This window comes from Emticicia sp. GW821-FHT11C11, from assembly GCF_058808615.1.
The window spans coordinates 314578-340417 of record NZ_JBXARV010000001.1 but is presented as its reverse complement, the minus strand read 5'-3'; the positions used below and the strand labels follow the sequence as shown (position 1 = coordinate 340417).

Below are 25840 nucleotides of genomic sequence, written 5' to 3'. Positions count from 1 at the left end.
TGTCTGTCAGATACTGTTTTATACAATAATTGTATTTATACAATTATTGTAACCTCACCCCTCAGTGTGCCTATATACTACTGGCATTCAATTTTTAATACAATTATCAGATTTATCACACAAAAATAGCACAACAATGAAAAAAGAAATGCTGACATGCTTTGCAGTTGCCCTGCTGGGTTTGTCTTCCTGCAAGAACAACTCTTCTGATTCGCAAAGCACTACTGCCAATGGAGACAGTATCTCAACGGTAGCTTCAGTCGAAACCAAAGAACCCAATACCAATTACGAACCTGCCTTTGAAGGACAGACAAGAATTGCAGCGGCAATCACTCAAACTCCTTTCAAAGCAACCGTCGTAACAAGCGACCTGAAAAAACCCTGGGGTATTGCTGTATTGCCAGATGGGCGTCTACTTATTACAGAAAAAGAGGGAACCATGAGAATAGCAGCCGGAGCAAGTACGTTAAGTGCGCCTATAACGGGAGTTCCGAAGGTAAACCCTGACGGACAAGGTGGCTTATTAGGCTTGACCATTGACCCTGATTTTAATAAAAACCGTATGGTTTATTGGGTATTTTCAGAGAAACGTCAGGATGGGAATCTGACCGCAGTGGCGAAAGGGAAACTTTCAGCAGATGAAAAAAGAATTGAAGGTGCCACTGTTATTTACAGAGCTACTCCGGCTTACGATGGTGACAAACATTACGGCGGACGCATCGTTTTTGACAAAAGCGGGAATTTATTTATAAGTACCGGTGAGCGCTCTGATCTCGAAACCCGTCCGCAGGCGCAATCCTTAAATTCGGCTTTAGGTAAAATAGTAAAAATCACCAAGGACGGAAAACCTGCCAGCGGTAACCCTTTTGCGGGAGATCCCAACAACAAACCTGAAATTTACTCTTATGGACATAGAAATATACAAGGGCTTGCTTTTCATCCTACAACAGGCGATTTATGGGAAAATGAGTTCGGCCCCAAAGGTGGGGATGAGGTAAACCTCATTAAAGCCGGAAAAAACTATGGTTGGCCAATCATTACTTATGGTATTGAGTATAAAGGCGGTAAAATCGGAGAAGGTATCCAGCAGAAGGAAGGGCTGGAACAACCGATATACTATTGGGACCCCGTGGTATCGGCCAGTGGTATGACTTTCTATAGCAGCGATGCCATACCTGAATGGAAAAATAATCTATTTCTGGCCTGCCTGAGCAGCACACACATTGCCAGGCTGGTGATTGTAAATAACAAAGTGACCGGTGAAGAACGACTGTTGGAATCTGAAAAACAACGTTTCCGCGATATCGCCCAGGGTACTGACGGTACCTTATATGCCGTAACAGACGAGGGCCGGCTATACAGAATATATTTGAAATAATACTTAGGAGGCCTTCGGATTAAAATCCGAAGGCCTCCTGAATCCAGCTTAATCTACTTATCAATCTGATCAATTGTCTTTTCAAACTTCTGCATTTATTCTAAGCTGTTAATCGAGTCTTTCAATTTAGTACATACGTTCTAAAAACCGGTAGTTTTTGTATCTTCGTGAAAAATTCTTTTTCATGACTACCAAACAACGGATTCTTCAGACTTCCCTGCAACTATTTAATGAACACGGTATAGACGCCGTTACTGTCAGGCACATTGCTAAAGAATTGGGTATGAGTCATGGAAATCTGTGTTATCATTTTCCGAATACTGATGCCATTGCTGAAACACTGTATGAACAACTGATTAATGAACTGAATAACGTTCTGGATGAACCCGCTTTATTAAAGACTGTGAGCCTTCAAACACTTAATAGACTATCAGCTTTTGTGTTTGAGAAACTATATAAATATAGGTTTTTAATGCAGGACTTCATCCATCTTATCAGGCGAAACCCAAATCTGAAACAGAAACACAGAGAATTGATTAGAAACCGGAGAGTTTTTTTTCAGGAAGGAATAAACGCCGGAATACAAGCCGGATTCTTAAAGCCGGAAATGATTGAAGGTCAGTATGAAAACTTCTTCAACCAACTTTTTATTATCAGCGATTTCTGGTTGGTCAGCGCCGAAATTTTGTATGAGGGCACAGAAGAAGACAAATTATCAACGTATCTGAATATTGCCTTTACGCTGATTGTGCCTTATCTGACAGAGAAAGGTCTGGACGAATACCGGGAGCTGCAAAAACAAACGGAAGCTCTGTTGTAGAGCCTCCGCCTGCGTAATTTTATTCAGATGAACTTTCAGTTCATGTCGTCCATATCAATTTTTACTACCAGATACTCCCGGAGCCGGAGCTGGCGTGCCAGTTGTTGCCTTTTTATCAAAATCACCGGCTTTTACGATAGAGATTTTCTTCGGATCAATGAATTTCTTCATGGCAGCATTTACCTGCTCTGCCGTTAAAGCTTCTACTTTTTTCTCAAAGTCGGCGTCAAAAGCAAGGGTTCTGTCATAATACAGATAGTTGTTTAAACGACTCGACAACTCATTGTCCTGAGAACGAGATACGCTACGGCTTTGTAACCAGCCAGACTTAGCCGCTTTCAGTTCTTCTTCTGTGAAGCCTTCAGAAACCACTTTGTTCATCTCTTCATAGAATGCTTTTTCCAGTTTTTCTGCGTTCTCCGGTGCATAAATAGCGTAAGTCATGAAATTACCCGATTTATCGAATGGTGCACCTGTTAATTGCGAACCAACACCGTAACTGATTCCTTCTTTCTGACGGATTCTGACAGCAAGACGAGAGCTCAGGAAGCCACCCCCCAGCATATAGTTACCCAGAATAAGTGCCGGGTAGTCAACATCGGTGTCTTGCAAAGGCATATTCAGACCTGCCAGGAAGAGCGCATTGGCTTTGTCAGGGGTCTTGATAGCGTTGTTGGTCGGAGCGATATCCTGATAAACCGCCTGAATACGTTTAAACGGAGTCGGGCTTTTCCAGGTGCCAAACGATGTGCTGATGATTTTTCTGACAGCTGCTTCATCAAAGTCGCCCACTACAGAAATAGTAGCCGCCGATGCACCGTAGAAATCAGCATAGAATTTCTTCAGGTCTTCCAGTTTTACATTTTTTACATTTTCCAGTTGTTCATCCAGTGTTCCCACATAACGGACATCGCTTTTCGGATATGGATTCATGGTTCGTTGAAACGCCGTGAACGCCAGACCCTGCGGGTCGCTTTTCTGTGCTTCTATCTGAGCAATGTTTTCTTGTCTTAGTTTATCAAACTCGTTGGCATCAAACACCGGGTTTTTCAGAATATCGTTTACGATAGCTAAGGCCTTAGGCAGATTATCTTTGCTCGATTCAATATTTACTGATACATTGTTACCACCGCCACCAAAAAATACCTGCGCCTTCAGTTTATCCAGTGTATCTTTAATCTGCTGACGTGTCAGGGTTTTGGTACCTTTATTCAACATCGAGGCAGTAAACGAGGCAATAGTCTGTTTGTTTTGCAGGCTTTGCTCGTCACCCATTCTTAATACGATATTGGCCCTTACAGTATTGCCACGAGTTGATTTTGGCAATAAGGCATACTCTAGTCCGTTTGGCTCCTGACCACGTTTCGTACGGCTTTCGATATTAGCCGGTGACGGGTCAAATGCTTCACCTTGCGCTACCACTGCACGGCCTTTGTAGTTTTTCACCAAGTCATCCACATTCGGAGACTCCGGTACTTTTACACGTTCTGAGTTTTCTTCCGGAATAAACAAACCGATGGTACGGTTCGAAGGCTTAAAGTAGAATTTAGCTACTCGTGCCACATCTTCCGGTTTTACTTTTTCAACGGCATCACGGTAAATAAACGCCAGTCTCCAGTCGCCCGCACCGATGTATTCACTCATTTGCAAGCCGGCTCTTTCAGTATTACGGAGCGTCAACTCAAGCGTTTTCAGGATTTCGTTCTTAGCACGGTCAACATCTTCTTTCGTGATTTGCATCGTCGGAACCGCGTCTAAAGTAGCCAGCATGGTTTTTTTAGCGTCTTCCAGGTCTTTATCTTTCAGAACAGCTGCTCCAAAGTACAGGAACGTCGGGTCTTTATTGGTGAACGAATAGGCGTATTGGTTAGAGGCCTTTTTGGTTTCAACCAATGATTTATATATTTTACCTGCCGGTTCGCTGGTCAGAATACCTTGCAACACATCTAAAGCCGGGTAGTCAGGGTGAGCATTACCGCAAATGTGGTAGGCTACACCTACAGCCTGCACATCGCCAACACGACGCAACACCACCGAGCGTTCGCCGTCTTGTACCGGCTCAACTGTATAAGTTGGCTGTAATACACGTGTCGGGCGAGGAATAGCGCCAAAATATTCGTTTACCAGTTTAAGGGTTTTAGCCTCATCCATTTTTCCGGCAACCAATAATACTGCGTTGTCGGGCTGATAATACTTTTTATAAAAAGCCTGCAGGTTTTCTATGGGTACTCGCTCAATATCTTCGCGTGAGCCAATGGTAGAGTTACCGTAGTTATGCCATAAATAGGCTGTAGAAATTACTCTTTCGCTTAATACACTTTCAGGGTCATTTTCACCCATTTCAAACTCATTTCTTACCACAGAAAATTCTTTTTCCAGATCTTCTTTTTTGATAAACGAGTTTATCATTCTGTCAGACTCCAGATCCAGCGCCCATTTCAGATTTTCGTCTGTGGCTGAAAAAGTCTCGAAATAGTTGGTGCGATCAAGCCAGGTTGTACCATTCGGGCGTGCACCGTGGTCTGTCAGTTCTTGTGGAATGTTGGTGTGCTTGGTTGAACCCTTGAACACCATGTGTTCTAACAAGTGAGCCATACCTGTTTCACCGTAACCTTCATGGCGCGAACCCACCAGATAGGTAATGTTAACAGTAATGGTTTGTTTTGAGAGATCCGGAAACATTAATACTCTGAGACCATTTCCTAAAAGGTATTCTGTAATGCCTTCCACCGATGTAACTTTAACAGGATCGGGAATCACAGGTTTTTCAGTCGCAGCCTTAACATCGCCTTTTTTCTTTCCTTTCTTCTGAGCGAATAGGTCTCCACTCAGCAAGAAAATGCCCACAAGCAAAGTAATAGCTATATGCCTGAATGGGAGTTGCCGGTAATTTTTTAACATAATTTTGGGGAGTAATTAGTAAATATTTACATACAAAGAAATGACAAAATAAGTATAAGTCTTTAACTTACACTTAAATTGCCGCTTTAATTTTAACATTAACGAATTTAATTCGTTAAGTAATTTAAAGCAAACAAAAAATGTTAAGACGTGTTAAACATTGATGAATGGTTAACATTATTTAATTCACAGCCAGAAAACGAATCTCTTTTGAGCGTTCAAAATTAAGAACAGTGCAAAAATTACTTAAAACATACCTCCGGAGACTGACCAATCTGACTTCTCGTAACCGGTCGCTTTTATTATTGAATTTACCACAGGAGCAATTTGTAGATTTGCATAGCCTGAATTTTCTGGACAACAAACCCTCGTTTGAATATATTCATCAGTTAATAGCACAGAAATCTCAGATACCTCTGTGCGATTTACAAGATAGCCGTTTCGACAAAGTAAATGAAGCAAGCCAGCGCCTGCGCAAACTGGCGCGCACCGAAGGTTTTATAGAAGAAGAACGAGGTGCCAGGGATTTATATGTAGGGTATCCGTTCGCGAAAGGCAAGCTGTCTGATGGCACGGTTGTCAGGTGCCCGCTTTTGTTTTTTCCGGTTACACTTAAAAATAATGGCAAAAAATGGCTGTTGGAACAACGCGATGAGCCTGTGAGTCTGAACAGAAGTTTTCTGTTGGCCTATTCTCATTTTAATCAGATAAAATTACCGGAAGAATGGCTGGAGAAATCGTTTGAAGATTTTGACAAAGACAGCCTGGCTTTTCGTACACAATTGTATGAACTGTTGAAAGACAGCCCGGTTGAGATAAATTTTAATCAGGATCTTTTCAATGATAATCTGATTGATTTTGAAAAACTGACTAAGGCAGATTTAGACAAGACAGAACGAAACGGCGAACTAAAACTGTATCCGCAGGCTGTTCTCGGCATTTTCCCGCAGGCGGGGTCTTATCTGGTACCTGATTATGAAGAACTTATCAGAAATGCCGAAGAAGGACACTACGAATTAGACACTTTCGAAGAACTGTTTCAGCATGCGGCTCCTCCTGTTCCTCAGCCGGCTTATAAAGAAGAAAATGCTTTTTTGCCCTTTGCTATTGATGCATCTCAGGAAGAAGCTATCAAGCAAGTAAAAGAGGGTGTTTCTATTGTAGTGCAGGGGCCTCCGGGTACGGGAAAATCTCAGCTGATCGCCAATCTTATTGCCGATTTTACGGCCCGGGGTAAAAGGGTGCTGGTAGTATGCCAGAAACGCGTAGCGCTCGATACCGTTTATCAGCGTCTTCAAAAAGTGCAGATGACCGACTTTGTGGCGCTGATTCATGATTTCAAGAATGACAGAAAAGCACTCTTTGAAAAAATTGCCGGACAAATTGCTCAGATAGAAGAATTTCAGAAAAAGAATAAAGGGCTGGATGCCATTTTTCTCGAGCGGAACTTCACTCAAATCAGTCGACGGATTGACCGTATTTCTGAAGAATTACAGACGCTGAAAGACGCTCTTTTTGATGAGTCTGTATGCGGTCTTTCTGTAAAGGAGCTCTACCTCAGCAGCAGCTTGAGTAACCCCGCGATTGACGTTCAGGATCTCTATCGCTCTTTTCCGTTTCATGAACTATCGGATTTCGAAGGGCGACTTAACCGTTATTTACAATACGAAGCCAAATTGCAATCTTCACCCGGATATGATTTCTGGCAATTGCGGAATTCCTTCCGCCGGAAAAATTTCATTGAGTTGCCCCGAATATCAGAAACAATTGAAGATATAATTGATTTTCAACAAAAGTATGGCCAATTGTTTTCGATTACTGAATTAAACCGTTTTGATGAAAGGATGCTCAAAAGATTTATTCAATATTTTGAGAATAAAGAGGTTGAGGAAATTTTCAGATCTATTGTACAACACCAGAAATTTATCAGTAATCGCCAGTTCGACATAGAAAGAATTTATCAGACTCTTGAGAAACTGTTCACAAATGATGGTATCGAACAAAGCATCCCTTCAGGCGATTTATCATTCAGAAGAACACAAATTGAAAAAGCTTACGCTGCAAGCCATTCGGCATTAAATTGGATTATCTGGAAAATCTTTTCTAAAGACAAGAAAGACATCGAAGCGCTACTGGCTTATAACAGACTCCCTGTTAATGAAGAAGGCATGAGCAGTCTGAGAAAGAAAATTCATCAGCGATTAACTTTTGAAGAGATTAAAGAGAAATTGGATAAAAAAGAAATCCGGATCGATGAAAACGACAGTTGGGAAACCCTGAAAGCACAACTTCAAAACTATATTCTGGCCAATAAGGCTTATGCCCAATACCAGCAGGAAGAGTTTTTACAAAGACAAACTTCGAACATACTTCATAATCCAAAAACAGGTTTCCTTCGGGCTTTTACGGCTCTTGAACAATTGATTGCAGATACCCAGCGGCTTTTTGCGCAATGGCGAGAGCATCTTTCTTTGTCACAAATCGAAAAATTGGTGGATGTACCTGATTTAAAAAAGGGTCGGCTGGGATATTTGAAACAGCATTTCGACTTAATGGTTGAGGCCGACGAATTGAAGGAAGCATTTCTTTCAGCAGAGTCGGAAGTTGTAAACCGACTGCTAAATTACAAAAGCCAACAAGTTGATACGGTAGATTTAAGTGCTGTGTTTCAGAACTCTTTACGCCTGGCCTGGACACAACACATTGAAAGCCTGTATCCGATTCTGCGGGGAGTAAGTTCCTTAAAAATAGAGCAACTGGAAGCAGAAATCCAGGAAAGCGTATTAAAAAAACAGGAGCTAAGCCAGGAAATACTCCTGCTGAAATTGCGCGAGCAGACATATCAGGAACTGGAGGTTAATCGCCTGCAAAATGTAGTTACTTATCGCGAACTGATGCATCAGACGACAAAAAAAAGGAAACTCTGGTCGGTACGGAAACTGCTCGAAAATCATTCAGATGAAATATTTAAGTTAATTCCCTGCTGGATGGCCTCGCCCGAATCTGTGTCTGCCATTTTTCCTTTGGCAGGTCAAAGTCCGGAGGATGCCCTTTTTGACCTTGTAATTTTTGATGAAGCCTCTCAGTGTTTTGCAGAAAACGGTATTCCAGCTATTTACAGGGGCAAACAGGTAGTAATTGCCGGAGATTCGAAACAACTGCAACCTACCGACCTTTATCAAATCAGATATGACGAGGATGCCGAAGATGAACCGGTGCTGGAAATAGATTCGTTGCTAGATCTGGCAGCCCAATATCTGCCACAGGCCTGGTTAAGGGGTCATTACCGTAGCCATTCTTTAGATCTGATTGATTTCTCGAATCAATATTTCTATAAAAACTCGCTTCAATTGTTGCCCCATTATACCGAAATCAGTAAAAATAAACCTGCTATCAGCTTTATTAAACTGGATGGTTTCTGGGAGAACAACACCAACCCGACAGAGGCTCAAAAGGTATTGGAAATTGTGGCTGACCTAAAGAAAAATGCCCCAACCAAAACCATTGGGGTGGTTACTTTCAATTTCAAACAAGCCGATCTGATTTACCAGACTATTACCCCTGAACTGGGAGAAGACTGGGGCGTAATTAAAAATATTGAGAATATTCAGGGAGACGAGTTCGATATTGTGATTTTCTCTATCGGATATGCCCCTACTCTGAAAGGAAAACTTCTGATGAATTTCGGTAGTCTGAACCAGCAAGGTGGTGAAAACCGACTGAATGTTGCCGTAACCCGTGCCCGTGAATATATTTATATTGTAAGCAGCATTCTGCCGCATCAACTACAGGTAGAACAAGCGGCTAATTCCGGGCCAAAATTGTTGAAGAAATACCTGGAATATGCCGTGGAGGTATCGCAAGGCAATTATTCGCCTGAACCTTTTACAACTGAAAAGCTGAATACCCGCTGGTTATTGAAGAATCGGCTGGTTCAGGAAAATCATGGATTTTACCTGGAATTACCTTTTGCCGACATTACTGTAAAAGAGGCCGGCCAGTATGAATCATTGATTCTTACTGACGATGACTTGTATTATGAGAGTATTTCGCCGAAAGATGCCCATGCCTATCTGCCGATAAGCCTGAGAGCCAAAGGATGGAAATTTGAGAGAGTTTGGAGCCGCAACCGTAACGCGGAGTGATACTCCGTGAAACCGTTCCCCGGAGTGGTACTCCGAACTACTCACAAGTACCAGTTTTTCACGTCGTCAGAAAGGAAGTATACTTCCATGCCTGCCATTTATCGGTCAATCCCGCTTTCACAGGATTCTGAACGATATAGTCAATGATTCTAACGAACTCCTCGTCATTACGCATTACGTGGTCATAACTTTCTTCTCCCCAGAAAGCATTGCCTGTCAGATCAAGCAATTCGTTAGATTTCCTCGCTGTATGACTTTTCAGTGATTGCAAAACTCTGAAAAACCCTTCCTGATGAATGATAGAGGTCAATAATACGTGCACATGATTCGGCATGATACAAAAGGCATGCAGTTGATAGTATCTGTTATTCCGATAATGTAAGGCTTCAGTCAGGACTTCCGCAATAGAATCAATCCCCAGCCACCTCACCCCATTCAGACATTGATGCAGATAGCTGTCAAATTTAGCAAAGTATCGTTTCTGAATTTTATAAAGTTCTACTTTCCGGGCTGTCTCGTCAGCAATAGTTTTTCTAACCAGTGCTTCTTCCCGGTTTCTTTCCGTCATCAGTTTTATTATTACCTCTTTAGGCAAAGAATTAGCCAGACGAAAGGTAATAAACAGCCTTTCATCCGGAGGAAGAATATGCGGTAGATTTCTTCTATAATGAGTCTTCATAGTACAGCAAAACACGGAATATCATTCCGTGGAACTCAAGCGCGGAGCATCACTCCGCGATACCGTCTTTCCTCTCTGGAAACACCACGCTCGCTCCGATACTCACCACCAGAATACCTACAATCACGAGCAATGAATGAACATTGGTAAATCCTATGGCAGTTAACTGATGATGCAAAAGCATTTTTACACCGATAAAAGTCAATAGTATACCAAGCCCATATTTCAGGAAACGGAAAAGACCCATAATACTTGCCAGAAAGAAAAACATAGAGCGCAGCCCCATGATGGCAAATACATTTGAAAAGAACACAATGTAGGGGTCTTTGGTAATAGAGAAAATAGCAGGGATAGAGTCTACAGCAAAAACTACGTCAGTACCGGCAATAACGAGCATTACCAGAAACAACGGTGTGATATACCATTTTTTGTATCGGCGATGATACACCACAAAATGGTCAATTACATTACGTTTATAAACATTGAAATATTTAGACGCGAACTTCACAATTGGGTGATGCGCCGGATCCATTTCTTCTTCCTCATCCTTATTGCGTAATATGTTAATCCCTGTGTAAATCAAAAAAGCACCGAAGATGAAAAGAATCCATTCGAACTCCTGAATAAGGGCAGCTCCTATAAAAATGAAAATGAAACGTAAAACAATAGAGCCTAAAATACCCCAAACCAATACTTTCTTATAGAATTTCTTATGAACACCAAAAGAGTTGAAAATAAGAATGAATACGAAGATATTATCTACTGACAATGAATATTCTGTCAGATAACCCGTCAGGTAATCAATAGCCATGCTATTCTGAAAAGTCTGCAGGGCAGCCTCAAAATTAGGTGGCAGTTTCAAAGACTCATAATAGAGCGACTTTATATGCTGCAGATGAGCGGCATCGCTTATATCATGAATCAGGTAGCCATACTGACGGATAAAAAAGAAAAAAGCGATGGCCAGAGATACCCATACGGCGCTCCAGATACCCGCCTCTTTAAAACTTATAATATGACTCTTCGACCTGCTGAATGCTCCCAGGTCAAGTGCCATCACAAACGCCACAAAAATAGCAAAGCCGATAAAAAATATAGTCTCACTTGATAATGTCATGTCAAAAATGCTAGTTTGAAATTTTCTTTCGTGTGTTAATCAATAGTATATGGCATTTGGCGGCCCCTTTGCAAAAGAGGGTTCAATCATTTATTCTTGGAAATCAAAAGAATCATGCCCTATTTTGCACCAAATTGTAATGTTTCGGCAGTTTGCCTAAAATCGGATGTAAATTTGCACCGAAAACTCGAATAATTAATATGTATAATGATAAAAAAGTAGTGATTGTCATGCCCGCCTACCGGGCTTCTCAAACACTGGAGCGCACGTACAAAGAAATTCCCTTCGATATTGTTGATGAAGTAATTTTAGTTGACGACTATAGTCCCGATGATACTTCTGACGTTGCCAGGAAATTAGGAATCAATCATGTAATACGCCACGATGTAAATAAAGGCTATGGCGGTAACCAGAAAACCTGTTATACCAAAGCACTTGAAATAGGTGCTGATATTGTAGTGATGGTTCACCCGGACTACCAATACACCCCAAAATTGATCAGAGCGATGGTAAGCATTATTGGCGAAGACCTCTATCCGGTTGTCTTTGGTTCAAGAATCCTCGGTAAGGGTGCATTGAAAGGAGGTATGCCTCTATATAAATACATTGCCAACCGATTCCTGACATTTACGCAAAACCTGTTGATGAATCAAAAACTATCGGAATACCATACAGGTTATCGGGCTTTTTCAAGACAAGTGCTTGAAACTGTACCTTTCAGAAAATGCGACGATGATTTTATTTTCGACAATGAAATGATAGCACAGATATTCTGGAAAGATTTTGAAATAGCAGAAGTTACCTGCCCGACCAAGTATTTTGAAGAAGCATCATCAATCAATTTTGTTCGAAGCTCCAAATACGGTTTAGGCGTGTTACGTGTGTCGGCTCTCTATTTATTGAGTAAAACCGGCCTCTATAAGTGGGATTTACTCGTATAGAAATATACACACTTTACTAAAAGGGCGAATATCGAAACAGATATTCGCCCTTTTATTATTATGCTGATTTCAACTCAAAAATCGTAATCTCAGGATAAATACCTAAACGCCCCGGATACCCAATGTAACCAAAACCACGGTTCACATATAATTTCTGGTCATCCTGTTCGTAAAGGCCTGCCCATTCTTTATAACGCAGCTGCACCGGCGACCATCTGAAACTTCCCAGCTCTACACCATACTGCATACCATGCGTGTGCCCGGCAAATGCCACATCAATATCCTTATAGTTCGGTAATACCTGTCCTCTCCAATGGCTTGGATCGTGAGACAACAATAGTTTAACCGGGTAATCTTGCGTGTTAGCATGTGCTTTCTCTAAATTACCATATTTAGAGAATCCACCGGCACCCCAGTTCTGAATACCCAGAATAGCCAGTTTTTCACCATCTACTTTTATTTCTCTGTGCTCATCCAATAGTAAATCCCAGCCGATAGTTTTATGAGCGCCCATCAGGTCAACTAAGTTCTGACGTTTTTTCTCAGCCGATATCCATTCGGTGTAGTCTCCGTAGTCATGGTTACCTAAAGTAGAGAATGTGCCTAGTGGGGCCTTTATTTTTGAAAAAATCTCTATGTAGTCCTTTACCTCAGGCGCTACGTTGTTCACAAGGTCACCGGTAAAGAAAAATACATCCGGTTTTTCTTTTATCAGCATCTCAATACCCCCTTTCACGGCAGTTTTATTAAAAAAACTACCCGAGTGGATATCTGACAACTGAGCTATTCTCATACCATCAAACTGCTTGGGCAAATTCTTTAACTTCAGGGTTACATTTCTTAGATGGTAATCATGCGCACCCGATAAAATACCCCAGGTCATGCCACCTATATGCAAGCCACCCAAAGCTAATGCCGATTTAGCCAAAAATTCTGACCGATTGATACCCGTTGATACCGGCTGTAAATTTTCAGTAACTGCCGATTGTGGAGCAGCGCTTTGAAAAAACGAAGCAATCCATTTAAAAAAGCGAATAATGTCATCAATAAACAGCACCAGTACCGAAAATACTTTAGATATATAAAAGATGAAAATACCTGCCATCAAAAAGGTTCGGAAACTTGCCTTTACCGGAGCCGTGGCAGGGGTGTAATTAAAGACAAAAATCAGCCCCACAATTGAAAAGATGGTAAGCCCCCAGTAACCAATACCAATTAACCGTTGGGTCAGTTCACTTGTTGAGCGCATTAACAATTTAATTGCCTGCCACACATACAAGTCAATCAACACGAAAACGACAGCCATCATGGCTTGTCCGGAAATTCTATTCATATATGTAATGATAGTGTTTGTAAAACCAATGAACAAAAAACGGTTTTCAATAAAAGTTGGTTTCAATTGGCTTATTTTTAATCCATCTATGTGATGAAAGGCGTATTTGCTGTAATAATAGGCAAGTGCTTGTGTTTATGCCCATCGTTTGTAGTATTATCTATCTGGTAAAATCGATTATAAAATTTTACCTACCAACCGTTTGGTAAAATAGAAAATATGTATACTTTTGTGAGGCAGCTTGCCAAGTGCCAATACTTATATGCCGGTTCAGAAAGTTACAAAGGAAGAGATACTACTCAAGTCGTCAGACATTTTCCGTACAAAGGGGTATCATAATACTTCTATGCAGGACCTTGCACAGAATTGCGGGCTATTAAAAGGCAGCTTGTATCATTATTTCCCCAGCAAAGAAATGCTGATGAAAGATTTGTTAATCTGGGTACATAACTATCTGAAAGAAAAGGTTTTCCCTATTGCAGCCGATACCACCCTTACTCCTGAAGAACGGATGGAGAAACTTCTGAAAAAAATGGGCAGGCTGCTATTGGAAAAAGAAGGAGGATGCCTGATAGGCAATACAACACTGGAAACCGTAGGGGTAATACCTGAGTTTCATGAGGTATTAAAAAGTATCATGGATGATTGGACACTCGCGCTGCAGCAGATTTTCATGACCCGAATTGATGCTGACACTTCGTTCAGATTGGCGCAGCAAACCATCATGGAGTTTGAAGGTGCCGTGATGTTTTCAAAACTATATGGCAACAAACAGTATTTGTACGATGCCTTTTTACGAACAATGAATAAGCTGAAGTAATTGGTAAATATATCAGTCCAAAGATTTTAATAGTGCGTTAACAGGTTATAGGTCAGGGAACGTATCTTATGCGTTCCCATGATTTCATCTTTCACATCAAATATCAGAATCATGACAAAGCCGGCATTAAAAGAAGCATTAAAAACAAGTTTTTATAGCGTTGCTCAAGAAACAGAAAGTGCAGATGAAAACATCTTTTTTGCCGCGATAGGCGAAAAATGGTCTATTGCTGAAAATATCCTGCACCTTACCCAATCAGCCAAAAGCTTAAATCTCGGTTTGGCTTTACCCAAAGAAGTACTGGTTGCCCAGTTTGGTAAAATTGACCGCCCCAATATGAACTATGAGGAGGTCGTAACCAATTATCTCAATATTCTGAGCACAGGTCTGAAAGCAAGAGGTGCATTTGTACCTCAATTGCCCGAAGACCCCTCAAAAACTATCCTTCTGAATAGTTTCATAAAACATCATGAGGCACTTGCCGGTTTTCTGGACAATTTTTCTGAAACCGAACTGGATGAATTATGCATAAAGCATCCGGTTTTAAAACTGCTCACCATCCGCGAAATTTATTACTTCATGCATTATCACATCAGGCATCACCAAAAAGCAATCCGAAAAGGTATCAATATTTAGAGTAGAAAGGACTCAGTATTCAGAAATGCTACCTATGGGTAAATGATTACAATCAGTGAATATCTGCCAAATCCTGATTATATTTGTTTGCTGATTAATTTTAACCATTACCCATTAAAATAAACGGTTACAATATACGTAGCTCGCTGACCGTTTCTTCTAAAAAAGAACTACACTATGAAAAAAATACCGGGTCTTACGCTGGCCGTACTTGCAGGATTGTATTTGTTGTTAAATACGGCCCCGGCATTGGCAATGGGTGAAGAACTTCCGGAGTTGGCAAAAAATAATGGCATAGGTTATGGTATCGGCGAGGTGGTTGCCGATTTCAGACTTAAAAATGTAGACGGTAAAATGGTTTCCCTGAAAGACTTCGAATCAGCCCGGGGCTTTATTGTAGTTTTCATTTCTAATCACTGTCCTTTTTCAAAAGCATACGAAGACCGCGTAATAGGCATCGACAGAAAATATGCTTCGCAAGGGTATCCGGTAATAGCCATTAACCCGAATGATCCTGAGGCGTATGAAGAAGATTCATTTGTAAATATGCAGGGAAGAGCACGTGAAAAGGGCTATACGTATCCTTATCTGACAGACAACACGCAGGCAGTAACCAAACTCTTTGGAGCGATGCGTACCCCTCAAGCCTTTGTGCTGAAGAAAGAGAACGGTCAGATTACCGTACAATACATAGGTGCAATAGACGACAACGCCCAAGACCCCGCCAATGTAACCAAGCATTATGTAACGGATGCAGTCAATAATCTGCTGCTGGGTAAGCCGGTAGTAACCCCAACAACCAAAGCTATTGGCTGTGCTATTAAGTGGAAATCCTGATTGGCTAATCAATTGAACAAGCTATTGTGCCATCTGTTTAATTCGGGTGGCTTTTTTATTTTTTATTCCCGACCTTTACAGAAATTTCCAATCATTCCGATATGAGCAATAAACTCCCTTTAGTATTTCCTCCCGAACGTATGGAGAAACTCATGGCTTTTGACCGGCTGCTGACTATTATGGATGAGCTGAGAGAGCAATGTCCCTGGGATAAAAAACAAACCATGGACACCCTGCGCCACCTGACTATTGAGGAGACTTACGAGTTATCTGATGCCATTCTGGAAAAGGACCTTCCAGAGGTCAGGAAAGAACTGGGCGATTTAATGCTACATCTGGTCTTTTATGCCAGAATAGGGTCGGAAACCGGTGATTTTGACATAGCAGACGTATTAAACGGTATCTGCGATAAACTGATTTCCCGCCACCCGCATATTTATGGCGATGTAAAAGTAGAGAACGAAGAACAGGTAAAACAAAACTGGGAGCAATTAAAACTGAAGGAAGGTAATAAATCTGTATTGGCAGGAGTGCCTCAGTCCTTACCGGCTTTGGTAAAAGCCATGCGGATACAGGAAAAAGCCAGGGGCGTCGGCTTCGACTGGGAAGAGAAAAGCCAGGTATGGGGAAAAGTAGAAGAAGAAATGCAGGAGTTCAAAGAATTATTTAACGCTGAAAAAGAAGAGCTGATTGATGCCGAAAAAGCAGAGGGAGAATTCGGCGATCTGCTGTTTTCACTCGTAAACTATGCCAGGTTTATTAATCTGAATCCTGAAACAGCACTGGAACGCACCAATAAAAAATTCATCAAGCGTTTTCAATACCTTGAACAAAAGGCCAAAGATGCCAACAAAAATCTGAAAGATATGACACTGGCCGAAATGGATGTGTTCTGGGAAGAAGCCAAAAAATTGTAGTTCACTAAAAATTAATTCAATTGCCAAGAATTCTCGCCATCGATTACGGAGCCAAACGCACCGGCCTTGCAGTAAGCGACCCGCTGAAGATTATCGCTTCAGCTTTAGAAACAGTGCCCAGCCAAACGCTGATTGAGTACCTGAAAAAGTATACAGCTTCAGAAGAAGTGGAGGCGTTTGTGGTAGGCATGCCGAAAAGTCTGGACGGTACTGATACACACGGCACTGTTTACGTAAATAAGCTGATTGAAACATTGAAAATTCATTTTCCGGCTATTCCCATTCATTTAGAGGACGAGCGATTCACTTCAAAAATGGCTGTTCAAACCATGATTGCCGGAGGAATGAAAAAAAAGGACAGGCAGGTAAAAGGCAACATTGACAAAATAAGCGCCGTGATTATATTGCAGAGTTTTATGGGTATTTAACAGCTCCTTTTTAATTTTAGTTTTCAGATATTTTCAGCAACCACAATAGTAATGGTAAAGCATATTCTCTTAATGGACGGCCCCGATGCCAAAGGACTTATTTTTCATGTAACCAGTGTCTTATATAAAAATGAGTGCAATATTCTTTCACAAGACGAATATGTGAGCCCCGACAGGCAGTTTTTTATGCGGACTGAATTTGAGGCCCCCGACGAGCTTGACCCTGAAAAGGTACTGAAAGACTTAAGAGAGAATATTCTTTCAACGGCTATTAATCTTAGAATCAGCCCGAAAAAAAAGAAAGATATAGTTGTGCTTTGCACAAAAGAGCATCACTGTCTTTCCGATTTATTGATTCGCTATAATTTTGATGAGCTCGACGCCAACATTCTGGCAGTAGTGAGTAACTATAATATTCTGCAACCATTGGCGAGCAAGTTTGGTATTCCGTTTCATTATGTGAGCCACGAGCATAAAACCCGCGAAGAGCACGAAGAAGCCATTTTAAGAACCCTTGAAATTTACCAGCCCGAATTTGTGGTACTGGCCAAATACATGCGTATTCTGTCACCGGAGTTTGTAGCTCATTATCCGAATAAGATTGTCAACATACATCATTCGTTCTTACCAGCCTTTATAGGAGCCAATCCTTACCGGCAGGCTTATGAGCGTGGCGTGAAAATCATAGGTGCCACAGCTCACTTTGTGAATAACAATCTGGACGAAGGACCCATCATTGCCCAGAACATCAAAGAGGTCGACCACCGCTATACGTATCTGGATATGGCACGAGAGGGCAAAGAAGTAGAAAAATCAGTACTCACTCAGGCTTTGAAGCTGGCATTTAACGACAGAGTATTTATTTATGGCAACAGGACGGTGATATTGTAACCTATTTCCTCACAATTGCCATTTGCACTCTGCGGTTTTGTGCTTTGCCTTCTTCGGTATCGTTGGTCTCAATCGGGCGGGTTTCACCATACCCTATGCTGGTTACTCTATCTGCCTGAATCTTCTTTGAAAGCAGGTATTTTCTAACGGCTTCTGCCCTATCCTGTGACAGCTTCATGTTGCTTTCGTTCGAACCCACATTATCTGTATGCCCCTGAATCTCAATTACCAGATTCGGATTTCGCTGCAAGGTTTCAACCATTCTGTCCAGTTCCGGATAAGAATCCGGACGTAGTGTTGCCTTGGCATATTCAAAGAATATATTGTTTAGTGGAATATCAACCCCCACCTCAATAGCTGCTATTCGCAATACTTCGTTCTTAAATTCTTTAAACTCCTTTATTTCGGTAAGGTCAATCCCTTTTTCTATACTTATAAAATCTTTAGCCTCGGCCCGGTAACTGTATTTGGCTCCATAGGGTAACACTATCTTGTATTCGCCTGTAGCCGGGTTTGTATAGGCTTCGCCGCCTTCTCCATCAGGCAGTGACTGATAAACAATCTTGGCGTCCGGAATGGGCTTACCAGTTTTATTGTCAACCACCCTGCCGCTGATAATCACCACCGGAGTGGGTGCCAGGCTTTTGGCATCAACGGGGGTTCCGCCGTTGTCCAGATTTCGTTGTTCTTCAGTGCGGCCCGATGTCTGCAATGCCGAGGTTACCACAGGGGTTTCTTTCTTCTCTTCTTTCAGTTTGAATCTCACAATATCTCCCTTGCCCAAGGAATTTTTCTTGGTACTCACATAGGCATATTCGCCCGATGCAGCTACCGAAAACGAGTACTCATTGGCATCGGTGTTTACTCTTTCTCCCATGTTCACCGGTTTCGACCATTTTTTCCAGCTTCTGTCTAATCGTTTCGATACCCAGATGTCTGTCCCGCCGAATCCGTCTTTGCGGTCGGTAGCAAAATAAAGCGTATAATTATCTGATGCCAGAAAGGGCGTAGTCTCTACACTGCCTGTATTGATGTCTGAACCCAGGCTCTCCGGTTTTGACCACTTGCCGTCTTTTGAAAGAAAAGAAACATACAGATTATCTTCTTTCGAGTTCTTCTTTTCACTAAAAGCCAGTATCAGCGTTTTACCGTCGTTAGACAGGCAGGCCGTCAGGTATTGGCCTTTACAGATATCACTCAGCTTAGGTATAACTATTTCTTCCGGTTCTGACCACCCCGTTTTTGTTCTTTTGCACATTGATATTCCCACCACATTATCTCGCCGCCCATTGTGGTATACCCCCGAAACCAAAATTTTGTTGCCATCAGGTGTAATACTGAACAAATCGTTGTATTGGTCTTTATTAATTGCATTCGGCATTCTGCGGGCTATTGTCCATTTGCCGTCGTCTCTTTTTTCAGAATACCATACATCCTGGCTGCCTTTGGTTCCGAAACTATTCGACGGATGGCTCACCCGCGCAAAATACAGCGTTTTATCGTCGGGCGAGATAACCGGATTCAACTCATTATATTCTGTATTAATAGCTGTTCCGAGGGGTTCAAGTGTTTGTGCTTTTGCCGTAAAAAAAGAAGAAACAGCTAATAAAAAGATTAAAGAACGCATAATTATGATGGTAGTCGGTATTTTAAATGTATGTGTTTGTATCTGAGGTCTGGTATATTGGTACCTTAAGCCTGCCAATTATCACTTACAAATAACGCAATCTCCGGGTCAAAATGTATGATTTTTTTAAAAATCATGTTAAAATCCTTAGTTTTGTGTCTCCAAAAAATAAACTGACTGATAAACAAGCCATTGGACACAACAAATTTTTTTTGAATGAATGTAAATCAGATTTTTGATTCTTTTGATAGCCTCCGGGTTCTTATCGTAGGCGATGTGATGATTGACTCTTATATTTTCGGGAAAGTTGAAAGAATTTCACCCGAAGCACCTATACCGGTAGTCAACGTAAAACGGAAAGAAATACGTCTGGGGGGTGCCGGCAATGTGGCCATGAATATAAAATCTCTCGGTGCTACACCTGTTTTGTGTTCTGTTGTTGGGCAGGATACTGAAGCTCGCGATTTAATAGATCTGCTTAATTTCAATCATTTACCCACAGAGGGAATTATACAAAGTGCCAACAGAATAACCACAATCAAACAAAGAATTCTGGCTGGTTCGCAGCACGTAGTAAGAATAGATTCTGAGATGGACTCGGTCATCAACGCAGAAGAAAGGAGTCTGCTGGTTGAAAAAGCAAAAGCATTGATTCCGTCGTGCCACGTAGTTATTTTTGAAGATTACGATAAGGGCGTACTCGACGAACAGAGTATTCAGGAAATTGTAGCGTTTGCGAAAGAACAGCAGATTCCAACCATAGTTGACCCAAAAAAGCGTAACTTTAAGAGTTATCAGGGAGCAGACCTTTTCAAACCTAATCTGAAAGAACTGAAAGAAGGCTTGAAAATTGATTTCAATGCCGATAATATGGATGAAGTTAAGACGGTGGTAGCTGAAGCCAAAAAGGCGCTGGGTGTAAATGGTGTTTTTCTGACACTTTCGGAAAGAGGTGTGTTTATCGATTTTCAGAATGAAGCACATCACATAGCGGCACATTTAAGAAGTATCACCGATGTTTCGGGAGCAGGCGACACCGTAGTAAGTATTGCAGCTATTTGTCTGGGGTTGAAATTAGCACCTAAGACTATCGCCGAAATATCGAATCTGGGAGGTGGGCTGGTCTGCGAATACGTAGGCGTAGTGCCGATTGAAAAAGAGAAGCTGAGAAAGGAGTACTTAAAGAATCACTCATAAGAAAAGCCTTCATAGGTGCTGAAACGAAAAGATTCTCAGCGGTGCCCGGGTGTTAGTGCGGTCAGTCACTGAGAATCTGAAATATCGGTAAAATGCTTTTGGCTATAATGCATGCACAAAATTATCTTACGTTAGGTCTGTAATACGGTAATGTTGGTTTGGTTTTCTTGGCTAAAGAATAAACGACAACTCCTACAGCTACAGCGGCTAATCCGAATAAAACGCCCTTTTTCATTGGTTGTATAAGATTTGTTATTAAAATAATAGTGTTCTATAATCTATAAACGAAAAAGTAGGACAAAACGTTGCTAAAACACTTAAAAATTTCTTAAAAACTTATTTTAAGGTAAAATACACCCTTTTCAGCCCGGATGTATTGCACGCATTCATAGAGAAACTCTATCTGAATGCCTGAATCACCCGATATCAATTGATTTGGCTTGTATCGGTTCGATTACTTCTGAAAATAAAAGCCAAGAATTTTTTAAGATTAATTTAAGGTTCATAGTATTATCTTAACCAGGTGTTTATCTGTTAAAATCCAGAAATTTTGAGTCAGAAAATAGGTCTAGTCATGCGTTCTACCGGTTCCTGGTACGAAGTCCGTACCACGCAGGGAAACATTTTGCAGTGTCGCCTGAAAGGAAAATTTAAAATCAAAGATTTAAAAGTGACCAATCCGATAGCAGTGGGCGACAAGGTGGCGTATGAAATAGAAAGTGAAACAGAAAATACGGGTATTATTTACGACATCCTGCCAAGAGAAAACTATATTATCAGGCAATCTGTACATAAAACAGCTCATGGGCACCTGATTGCTACTAATCTTGACCAGGCTATTCTAATCGTTACACTTACATTTCCGAGAACATCGCTTGGTTTTATTGACCGCTTTCTGGTCACTGCCGAGTCATTCCGTATCCCTACTGCGCTGGTATTTAATAAACTGGATATTATGAACGATGAAGCAGTAGCTTATCAGGAAGAACTTACCGAGCTATACGAAAACCTCGGGTATGCTTGTTTGTTCACCTCAGCTATTAATAAGACAGGTGTTGAGGCGTTCCGGGAATTGCTCACGGGGAAGGTCTCTTTATTATCGGGGCATTCTGGGGTAGGTAAATCTACCTTAATCAATGCCATTGCTCCAGATTTAGATTTACGTACCTCTGAAATCTCAACCTTTGCCAATAAAGGAGTGCATACTACCACTTTTGCTGAGATGTTTGAAATAGACCCGGAAACTTTCATCATTGATTCGCCGGGTATCAAAGAATTAGGTCTGGCTGATATGGAGAAAGAGGAAATAAGTCATTACTTCCCCGAAATGCGTGAACTGCTGGGTCAATGCCGCTTTCATAACTGCCTGCATATTGATGAGCCCAAATGCGCCGTAAAAGATGCCGTTGTAGAAGGCACCATTGCCGAAAGCCGGTACAGCAGCTACCTGAGCATGGTAATGGGCGAAGATAACCGGAAGTAACAGCGCTTATCCGGAGGTTTCATTGCCAAGCCATTTGTTTGCTTTAAAGAGAATCACAATCCCTAACACCAATGCCACTCCCAATATACTCCCCGCAAAAACATCTCTCGGAAAATGCTGAAATAAGTATACTCTTGAGTATCCTACCAGCGCAGCCAGCCCCAGCCACAAAAAACCAAGTGTATTATTTTTGTCCACCAGCATGAAATAAAATGCAAACGCAAACGCAGTAAAGGTATGCCCTGACGGGAAACTCTGCCAATGGTGTATTGGCAGACCTTCAATAACATGAATGGCTCGTCCGCCATGCTCATAGACCTCCATAGGCCTTGGCAGATTAAAAAGATTTTTCAGAGCAACCGATACAATTCCTTTGGTAATCCAAATAATTATAAGCATTATTGCTTTGTTTTTTACGTCTTTTTTCTCTTTAAAATACTGATACAGATAGACCGCCAGAGGTGCCAGCCAGAAGCCGTCTTCCCCTAACAGGGTAATAAGGCTAAAGAGCGTGTCAAGAAAAGAGTTATGGTGTCGGTTGACCCAAAACATCATCTCGGTAGGTGAATAAGCTATCTGCAAACAGCCCAGAACAATGAGCCACAGAAAAAACAGAGTAAAAAACAAACGATGATCTCTAAGAATTTTAAGCATTTTGTATAAAAACTTTCTTAATTCCAAAATTAGCAGTAAATTTGCAACCTTTCTGTGAAAACGTGAGCAAGGTATTATCAAAATATGACATTCACATTCAGGGCCTCGAAAATAAACGTTATATATACGAATTTGAAGGAGGCAATGAGTTTTTTGAGTTTTTCGAGCAAGATATTATCACTAGCGGCCATTTTAAAGCCCATGTGATTCTTGATAAGAACTCAACATTTATACAGTTGTTTTTAGATATTGACGGCGAAATAGGGCTGACATGCGACAGAAGTCTTGAGCCTTTTAATGAGCCTGTTCATATTAAAGAAAAGTACATCTTTAAGTTTGGTGACCGACACGAAGAAATCACCGACGAACTGGAGATGATTCCTCTGAACACTGCAACTATTAATCTGGCTCAGCATATTTATGACTTTATCGGGGTTTCGCTTCCTATGAAGAAACTTCACCCCAGGTTCAGGAATGAAGAAGATGATGATGACACGTTTATCTATTCAACAGACGAAGAGGTAGAAGGAGAAGCCGCAGAGGAAGAAATTGACCCACGCTGGGCAGCGCTGTTTGCGCTGAAAAGTGCGAAAGACGGAAACAATAAAGACGGACAAAATTAAGATAAATATAAAGTACAGAAATATTAATAGGACTCTTACAAAAGGGCTTATTAATTAAATTAATTTGAAAAATGGCACATCCAAAACGAAGACATTCGACAACCAGAAGAGATAAACGTAGAACGCATGACGCTTTGTCGACCAAAGCATTGGCGGTAGATGCAACAACAGGTGAAATCCACCTGCGTCACCGTGCGCACGTATTCGAAGGAAACTTGTATTATAAAGGCAAATTAGTGGTTGAAAGCTACGAAAAAGCGTAATTTTTCGTAACTACTTGATTTTGATTTATTGAAAAGGATAAGTTCTTGACAACCATTCAGAAGCAAGCTCCTATTTATTCACTAAAGAAAACCCTTTATGAAAATTGCCGTTGATGCTATGGGAGGAGATTACGCTCCCAAAGCCATTGTCGAAGGTGCCGTATTAGCTGCTAATCATTTGCCCGAAGGTACTAAAATAGTATTGGTAGGAAAACAGAGCGTTATGTTAGATATTTTAAGAACATTAGAATATCCTGCTCATGCTATTGAAATGGTTAATGCCGACGACATTATCGAGATGAGTGAGCATCCCACCAGGGCATTTTCTCAGAAACCCAATTCCAGTATTGGAGTTGGGTTTAAACTTTTAAAAGAAAAGCAGGTAGATGCCTTTTGTAGCGCCGGAAACACAGGTGCTATGATGGTGGGCTCGTTGTTTACGCTCAAAACCGTAGGCAACATTCAACGCCCGCCGATCGCCGGTTTTTTTCCGCTTAAAAATGGTGGATACAGCCTTATGCTCGATATAGGCGCTAATGCCGACTGCAAACCGGAAGTACTGGCCGAATTTGCAGAACTGGGTTCATTATATGCCCGATTCTCTTTTGGTATAGAACGCCCCAAAGTAGCCTTACTTAATATTGGCGAAGAAGAACAAAAAGGTTCTACAGTTGTTCAGGCGGCTTATCAGTTATTAAAAATCAACAAAAAGATAAATTTTATAGGTAACGTGGAAGGACGTGACCTGTTTGACGGCAAGGCTGACGTAATTGTTACCGAAGGCTTTACCGGCAATGTGATTTTTAAAATGGGTGAGTCGTTGTATGACTACTCTGCCGGAAGAGGCATTAAAGATCCTTTGATAGACCGCATGAATTATGAAGTAGGCGGTGGCAGTCCGATTATCGGTATCAAGGGCAACGTAATTGTAGCTCATGGTATTTCAAGCCCGGAGGCCATCAAAAATATGATTTTACTGGCAAAGCGTCAGGTCGAATCAAAGGTGACTGAGCATATTGTAGCAGCATACGAAGACTGACAAGCCGGAGCGTTTCGACTCTAAGGTTTGTCTATTGATATTTAAAGATACTTTTCCCACTGATAAACTGACTCCGTTGAGGGAACTGAACCTTAGATTCTACGGAGTTGGAAAAAATTGTACAATGAAACTTAGAGCAGCTATCACGGGTGTTCATGGCTATGTGCCAGAAGATGTTTTGACAAACGAAGACTTATCTAAGATTGTGGAAACCAGTGACGAGTGGATAACTACCCGGACAGGTATCAAACAACGCCATATTCAACGTGGAGACGGTCTTGCTACCTCTCACATGGCATCTGAAGCCGTTAGAGGCCTCCTCCAGAAAACAAACACTAAACCTGAAGAAGTAGAACTGGTAATATGTGCGACGGTAACCCCCGACTACATGTTTCCTTCAACAGCCAATCTGGTATGTACTCAATGCGGTATTCCTACCATTGGCAGCTTTGATATTCTGGCAGCATGTTCAGGATTTTTATATGCGTTATCAATCGGTTCTCAGTTTATTGAATCGGGAAAATATAAAAAAGTAATTGTAATAGGTGCCGACAAGATGTCTGCTATTGTAGATTATACTGACCGTACAACCTGTGTATTGTTTGGCGATGGTGCAGGTGCTGTAATGCTGGAACCTACCACTGAAGAGCACGGTTTAATGGATTTTCAACTGCGTTCTGACGGAACGGGTGAGAATCATCTGATTATGAAAGGAGGTGGAAGCCGCTTCCCCGCCAGCCATGAAACAGTAGACCAGAGATTGCATTACATTCATCAGGAAGGGCCATCCGTATTCAAATTTGCAGTAACGAATATGGCAGATATCTCGGCCGAAATTATGGAGCGTAACAACCTTACCGGCGATGATGTGGCATGGTTGGTTCCGCATCAGGCAAATAAACGTATCATCGATGCCACCGCCCGCCGCATGGGGATCGGTGACGAAAAGGTGATGCTTAATATCCAGAATTACGGTAACACCACCGCAGGTACAATTCCTCTTTGCCTTTTTGATTATGAAAAACAAATCAATAAAGGAGATAATTTGATTCTGGCAGCTTTTGGCGGAGGTTTCACTTGGGGCTCTGCTTACGTTAAGTGGGCATATTAA

22 protein-coding genes are annotated in these 25840 nt (G+C 41.5%); 16 read left to right on the top strand and 6 right to left on the bottom strand.

Annotation, left to right across the window (positions count from 1 at the left end; genetic code table 11):
• Window positions 1-136: 136 nt before the first annotated feature.
• Window positions 137-1378 carry a PQQ-dependent sugar dehydrogenase gene (locus AC1RRY_RS01355; RefSeq protein WP_492818740.1) on the top strand — a complete coding sequence of 414 codons (1242 nt, stop codon included), beginning with the start codon at window positions 137-139 and terminating at the stop codon, window positions 1376-1378.
• A gap of 184 nt (window positions 1379-1562) precedes the next feature.
• Complete coding sequence (locus AC1RRY_RS01350) at window positions 1563-2198, top strand: TetR/AcrR family transcriptional regulator (RefSeq protein WP_492818742.1); 636 nt, start codon at window positions 1563-1565, stop codon at window positions 2196-2198.
• Between the two features lie 54 nt (window positions 2199-2252).
• Here AC1RRY_RS01350 and AC1RRY_RS01345 read toward each other — a convergent pair whose 3' ends face one another.
• Window positions 2253-5099, bottom strand: coding sequence for a M16 family metallopeptidase (locus AC1RRY_RS01345; protein WP_492818744.1), 2847 nt, complete (start codon window positions 5097-5099; stop codon window positions 2253-2255).
• A gap of 203 nt (window positions 5100-5302) precedes the next feature.
• Here AC1RRY_RS01345 and AC1RRY_RS01340 point away from each other — a divergent pair, with 203 nt between their 5' ends.
• Window positions 5303-9244, top strand: coding sequence for an AAA domain-containing protein (locus AC1RRY_RS01340; RefSeq protein WP_492819290.1), 3942 nt, complete (start codon window positions 5303-5305; stop codon window positions 9242-9244).
• 58 nt (window positions 9245-9302) lie between these two features.
• On the opposite strand, the gene AC1RRY_RS01335 is transcribed toward AC1RRY_RS01340, so the two are convergent.
• Window positions 9303-9923, bottom strand: a complete 621-nt coding sequence (locus AC1RRY_RS01335; RefSeq protein WP_492818745.1) for a transposase — start codon at window positions 9921-9923, stop codon at window positions 9303-9305.
• 49 nt (window positions 9924-9972) lie between these two features.
• Window positions 9973-11040 (bottom strand): TerC/Alx family metal homeostasis membrane protein, encoded by a 1068-nt coding sequence (locus AC1RRY_RS01330; protein ID WP_492818746.1) that lies wholly within the window; start codon window positions 11038-11040, stop codon window positions 9973-9975.
• A gap of 200 nt (window positions 11041-11240) precedes the next feature.
• On the opposite strand from AC1RRY_RS01330, the gene AC1RRY_RS01325 reads away from it, so the two are divergent.
• Window positions 11241-11981: a glycosyltransferase family 2 protein gene (locus tag AC1RRY_RS01325; RefSeq protein ID WP_492818747.1), complete on the top strand. Its 741-nt coding sequence runs from the start codon at window positions 11241-11243 to the stop codon at window positions 11979-11981.
• Window positions 11982-12039: 58 nt separating this feature from the next.
• On the opposite strand, the gene AC1RRY_RS01320 is transcribed toward AC1RRY_RS01325, so the two are convergent.
• Window positions 12040-13314, bottom strand: a complete 1275-nt coding sequence (locus AC1RRY_RS01320; RefSeq protein WP_492818748.1) for a metallophosphoesterase — start codon at window positions 13312-13314, stop codon at window positions 12040-12042.
• A 262-nt stretch (window positions 13315-13576) separates the two neighbouring features.
• On the opposite strand from AC1RRY_RS01320, the gene AC1RRY_RS01315 reads away from it, so the two are divergent.
• The 6 genes from AC1RRY_RS01315 to purU all read left to right on the top strand — a co-directional run bounded on the left by AC1RRY_RS01315 (window position 13577) and on the right by purU (window position 17843).
• Window positions 13577-14134 (top strand): TetR/AcrR family transcriptional regulator, encoded by a 558-nt coding sequence (locus AC1RRY_RS01315; RefSeq protein ID WP_492818750.1) that lies wholly within the window; start codon window positions 13577-13579, stop codon window positions 14132-14134.
• A gap of 111 nt (window positions 14135-14245) precedes the next feature.
• The gene (locus tag AC1RRY_RS01310; RefSeq protein WP_492818752.1) at window positions 14246-14770 is read left to right on the top strand and encodes a DinB family protein; all 525 of its coding nucleotides are present in this window, start codon (window positions 14246-14248) and stop codon (window positions 14768-14770) included.
• A 177-nt stretch (window positions 14771-14947) separates the two neighbouring features.
• Window positions 14948-15607 carry a thioredoxin family protein gene (locus tag AC1RRY_RS01305; RefSeq protein WP_492818754.1) on the top strand — a complete coding sequence of 220 codons (660 nt, stop codon included), beginning with the start codon at window positions 14948-14950 and terminating at the stop codon, window positions 15605-15607.
• A 101-nt stretch (window positions 15608-15708) separates the two neighbouring features.
• A complete protein-coding gene (gene mazG, locus AC1RRY_RS01300) occupies window positions 15709-16524 on the top strand; it encodes a nucleoside triphosphate pyrophosphohydrolase (protein WP_492818756.1) in 816 nt (271 codons plus the stop codon).
• Window positions 16525-16544: 20 nt separating this feature from the next.
• Complete coding sequence (ruvX, locus tag AC1RRY_RS01295) at window positions 16545-16952, top strand: Holliday junction resolvase RuvX (protein WP_492818758.1); 408 nt, start codon at window positions 16545-16547, stop codon at window positions 16950-16952.
• Window positions 16953-17003: 51 nt separating this feature from the next.
• A complete protein-coding gene (purU, locus tag AC1RRY_RS01290) occupies window positions 17004-17843 on the top strand; it encodes a formyltetrahydrofolate deformylase (protein ID WP_492818760.1) in 840 nt (279 codons plus the stop codon).
• A gap of 1 nt (window position 17844) precedes the next feature.
• Here purU and AC1RRY_RS01285 read toward each other — a convergent pair whose 3' ends face one another.
• Entirely contained in the window at window positions 17845-19470 is a 1626-nt protein-coding gene (locus AC1RRY_RS01285) for an OmpA family protein (RefSeq protein WP_492818762.1), read from the bottom strand.
• Between the two features lie 216 nt (window positions 19471-19686).
• Between AC1RRY_RS01285 and AC1RRY_RS01280 the strand changes: the two genes are divergently transcribed.
• Together AC1RRY_RS01280 and rsgA are read left to right on the top strand one after the other, a co-directional pair.
• Entirely contained in the window at window positions 19687-20667 is a 981-nt protein-coding gene (locus tag AC1RRY_RS01280) for a bifunctional heptose 7-phosphate kinase/heptose 1-phosphate adenyltransferase (RefSeq protein ID WP_492818764.1), read from the top strand.
• Window positions 20668-21241: 574 nt separating this feature from the next.
• Window positions 21242-22150, top strand: a complete 909-nt coding sequence (rsgA, locus tag AC1RRY_RS01275; RefSeq protein ID WP_492818766.1) for a ribosome small subunit-dependent GTPase A — start codon at window positions 21242-21244, stop codon at window positions 22148-22150.
• A gap of 6 nt (window positions 22151-22156) precedes the next feature.
• Here the strand turns inward: rsgA and AC1RRY_RS01270 are convergent, their stop codons facing one another.
• On the bottom strand, window positions 22157-22804 hold the full coding sequence (locus AC1RRY_RS01270) for a phosphatase PAP2 family protein (RefSeq protein WP_492818768.1): 648 nt from the start codon (window positions 22802-22804) through the stop codon (window positions 22157-22159).
• A 62-nt stretch (window positions 22805-22866) separates the two neighbouring features.
• Here AC1RRY_RS01270 and AC1RRY_RS01265 point away from each other — a divergent pair, with 62 nt between their 5' ends.
• The 4 genes from AC1RRY_RS01265 (at window position 22867) to AC1RRY_RS01250 (ending at window position 25840) form a co-directional block, all read left to right on the top strand.
• Complete coding sequence (locus AC1RRY_RS01265; RefSeq protein ID WP_492818770.1) at window positions 22867-23427, top strand: YceD family protein; 561 nt, start codon at window positions 22867-22869, stop codon at window positions 23425-23427.
• A 71-nt stretch (window positions 23428-23498) separates the two neighbouring features.
• Window positions 23499-23690 carry a 50S ribosomal protein L32 gene (gene rpmF, locus AC1RRY_RS01260; protein WP_130021442.1) on the top strand — a complete coding sequence of 64 codons (192 nt, stop codon included), beginning with the start codon at window positions 23499-23501 and terminating at the stop codon, window positions 23688-23690.
• 97 nt (window positions 23691-23787) lie between these two features.
• Window positions 23788-24729 (top strand): phosphate acyltransferase PlsX, encoded by a 942-nt coding sequence (plsX, locus tag AC1RRY_RS01255; RefSeq protein ID WP_492818772.1) that lies wholly within the window; start codon window positions 23788-23790, stop codon window positions 24727-24729.
• 124 nt (window positions 24730-24853) lie between these two features.
• Window positions 24854-25840 (top strand): beta-ketoacyl-ACP synthase III, encoded by a 987-nt coding sequence (locus AC1RRY_RS01250; RefSeq protein WP_492818774.1) that lies wholly within the window; start codon window positions 24854-24856, stop codon window positions 25838-25840.

What these genes read in the sequence shown, in the direction of transcription:
- AC1RRY_RS01355 (WP_492818740.1), top strand. Translation starts at nt 137, where the DNA reads ATGAAAAAAGAAATGCTGACATGCTTTGCAGTTGCCCTGCTGGGTTTG.
- AC1RRY_RS01350 (WP_492818742.1), top strand. Translation starts at nt 1,563, where the DNA reads ATGACTACCAAACAACGGATTCTTCAGACTTCCCTGCAACTATTTAAT.
- AC1RRY_RS01345 (WP_492818744.1), bottom strand. Translation starts at nt 5,099, where the DNA reads ATGTTAAAAAATTACCGGCAACTCCCATTCAGGCATATAGCTATTACT.
- AC1RRY_RS01335 (WP_492818745.1), bottom strand. Translation starts at nt 9,923, where the DNA reads ATGAAGACTCATTATAGAAGAAATCTACCGCATATTCTTCCTCCGGAT.
- AC1RRY_RS01330 (WP_492818746.1), bottom strand. Translation starts at nt 11,040, where the DNA reads ATGACATTATCAAGTGAGACTATATTTTTTATCGGCTTTGCTATTTTT.
- AC1RRY_RS01325 (WP_492818747.1), top strand. Translation starts at nt 11,241, where the DNA reads ATGTATAATGATAAAAAAGTAGTGATTGTCATGCCCGCCTACCGGGCT.
- AC1RRY_RS01320 (WP_492818748.1), bottom strand. Translation starts at nt 13,314, where the DNA reads ATGAATAGAATTTCCGGACAAGCCATGATGGCTGTCGTTTTCGTGTTG.
- AC1RRY_RS01315 (WP_492818750.1), top strand. Translation starts at nt 13,577, where the DNA reads ATGCCGGTTCAGAAAGTTACAAAGGAAGAGATACTACTCAAGTCGTCA.
- AC1RRY_RS01310 (WP_492818752.1), top strand. Translation starts at nt 14,246, where the DNA reads ATGACAAAGCCGGCATTAAAAGAAGCATTAAAAACAAGTTTTTATAGC.
- AC1RRY_RS01305 (WP_492818754.1), top strand. Translation starts at nt 14,948, where the DNA reads ATGAAAAAAATACCGGGTCTTACGCTGGCCGTACTTGCAGGATTGTAT.
- mazG (WP_492818756.1), top strand. Translation starts at nt 15,709, where the DNA reads ATGAGCAATAAACTCCCTTTAGTATTTCCTCCCGAACGTATGGAGAAA.
- purU (WP_492818760.1), top strand. Translation starts at nt 17,004, where the DNA reads ATGGTAAAGCATATTCTCTTAATGGACGGCCCCGATGCCAAAGGACTT.
- AC1RRY_RS01285 (WP_492818762.1), bottom strand. Translation starts at nt 19,470, where the DNA reads ATGCGTTCTTTAATCTTTTTATTAGCTGTTTCTTCTTTTTTTACGGCA.
- AC1RRY_RS01280 (WP_492818764.1), top strand. Translation starts at nt 19,687, where the DNA reads ATGAATGTAAATCAGATTTTTGATTCTTTTGATAGCCTCCGGGTTCTT.
- rsgA (WP_492818766.1), top strand. Translation starts at nt 21,242, where the DNA reads ATGCGTTCTACCGGTTCCTGGTACGAAGTCCGTACCACGCAGGGAAAC.
- AC1RRY_RS01270 (WP_492818768.1), bottom strand. Translation starts at nt 22,804, where the DNA reads ATGCTTAAAATTCTTAGAGATCATCGTTTGTTTTTTACTCTGTTTTTT.
- rpmF (WP_130021442.1), top strand. Translation starts at nt 23,499, where the DNA reads ATGGCACATCCAAAACGAAGACATTCGACAACCAGAAGAGATAAACGT.
- plsX (WP_492818772.1), top strand. Translation starts at nt 23,788, where the DNA reads ATGAAAATTGCCGTTGATGCTATGGGAGGAGATTACGCTCCCAAAGCC.
- AC1RRY_RS01250 (WP_492818774.1), top strand. Translation starts at nt 24,854, where the DNA reads ATGAAACTTAGAGCAGCTATCACGGGTGTTCATGGCTATGTGCCAGAA.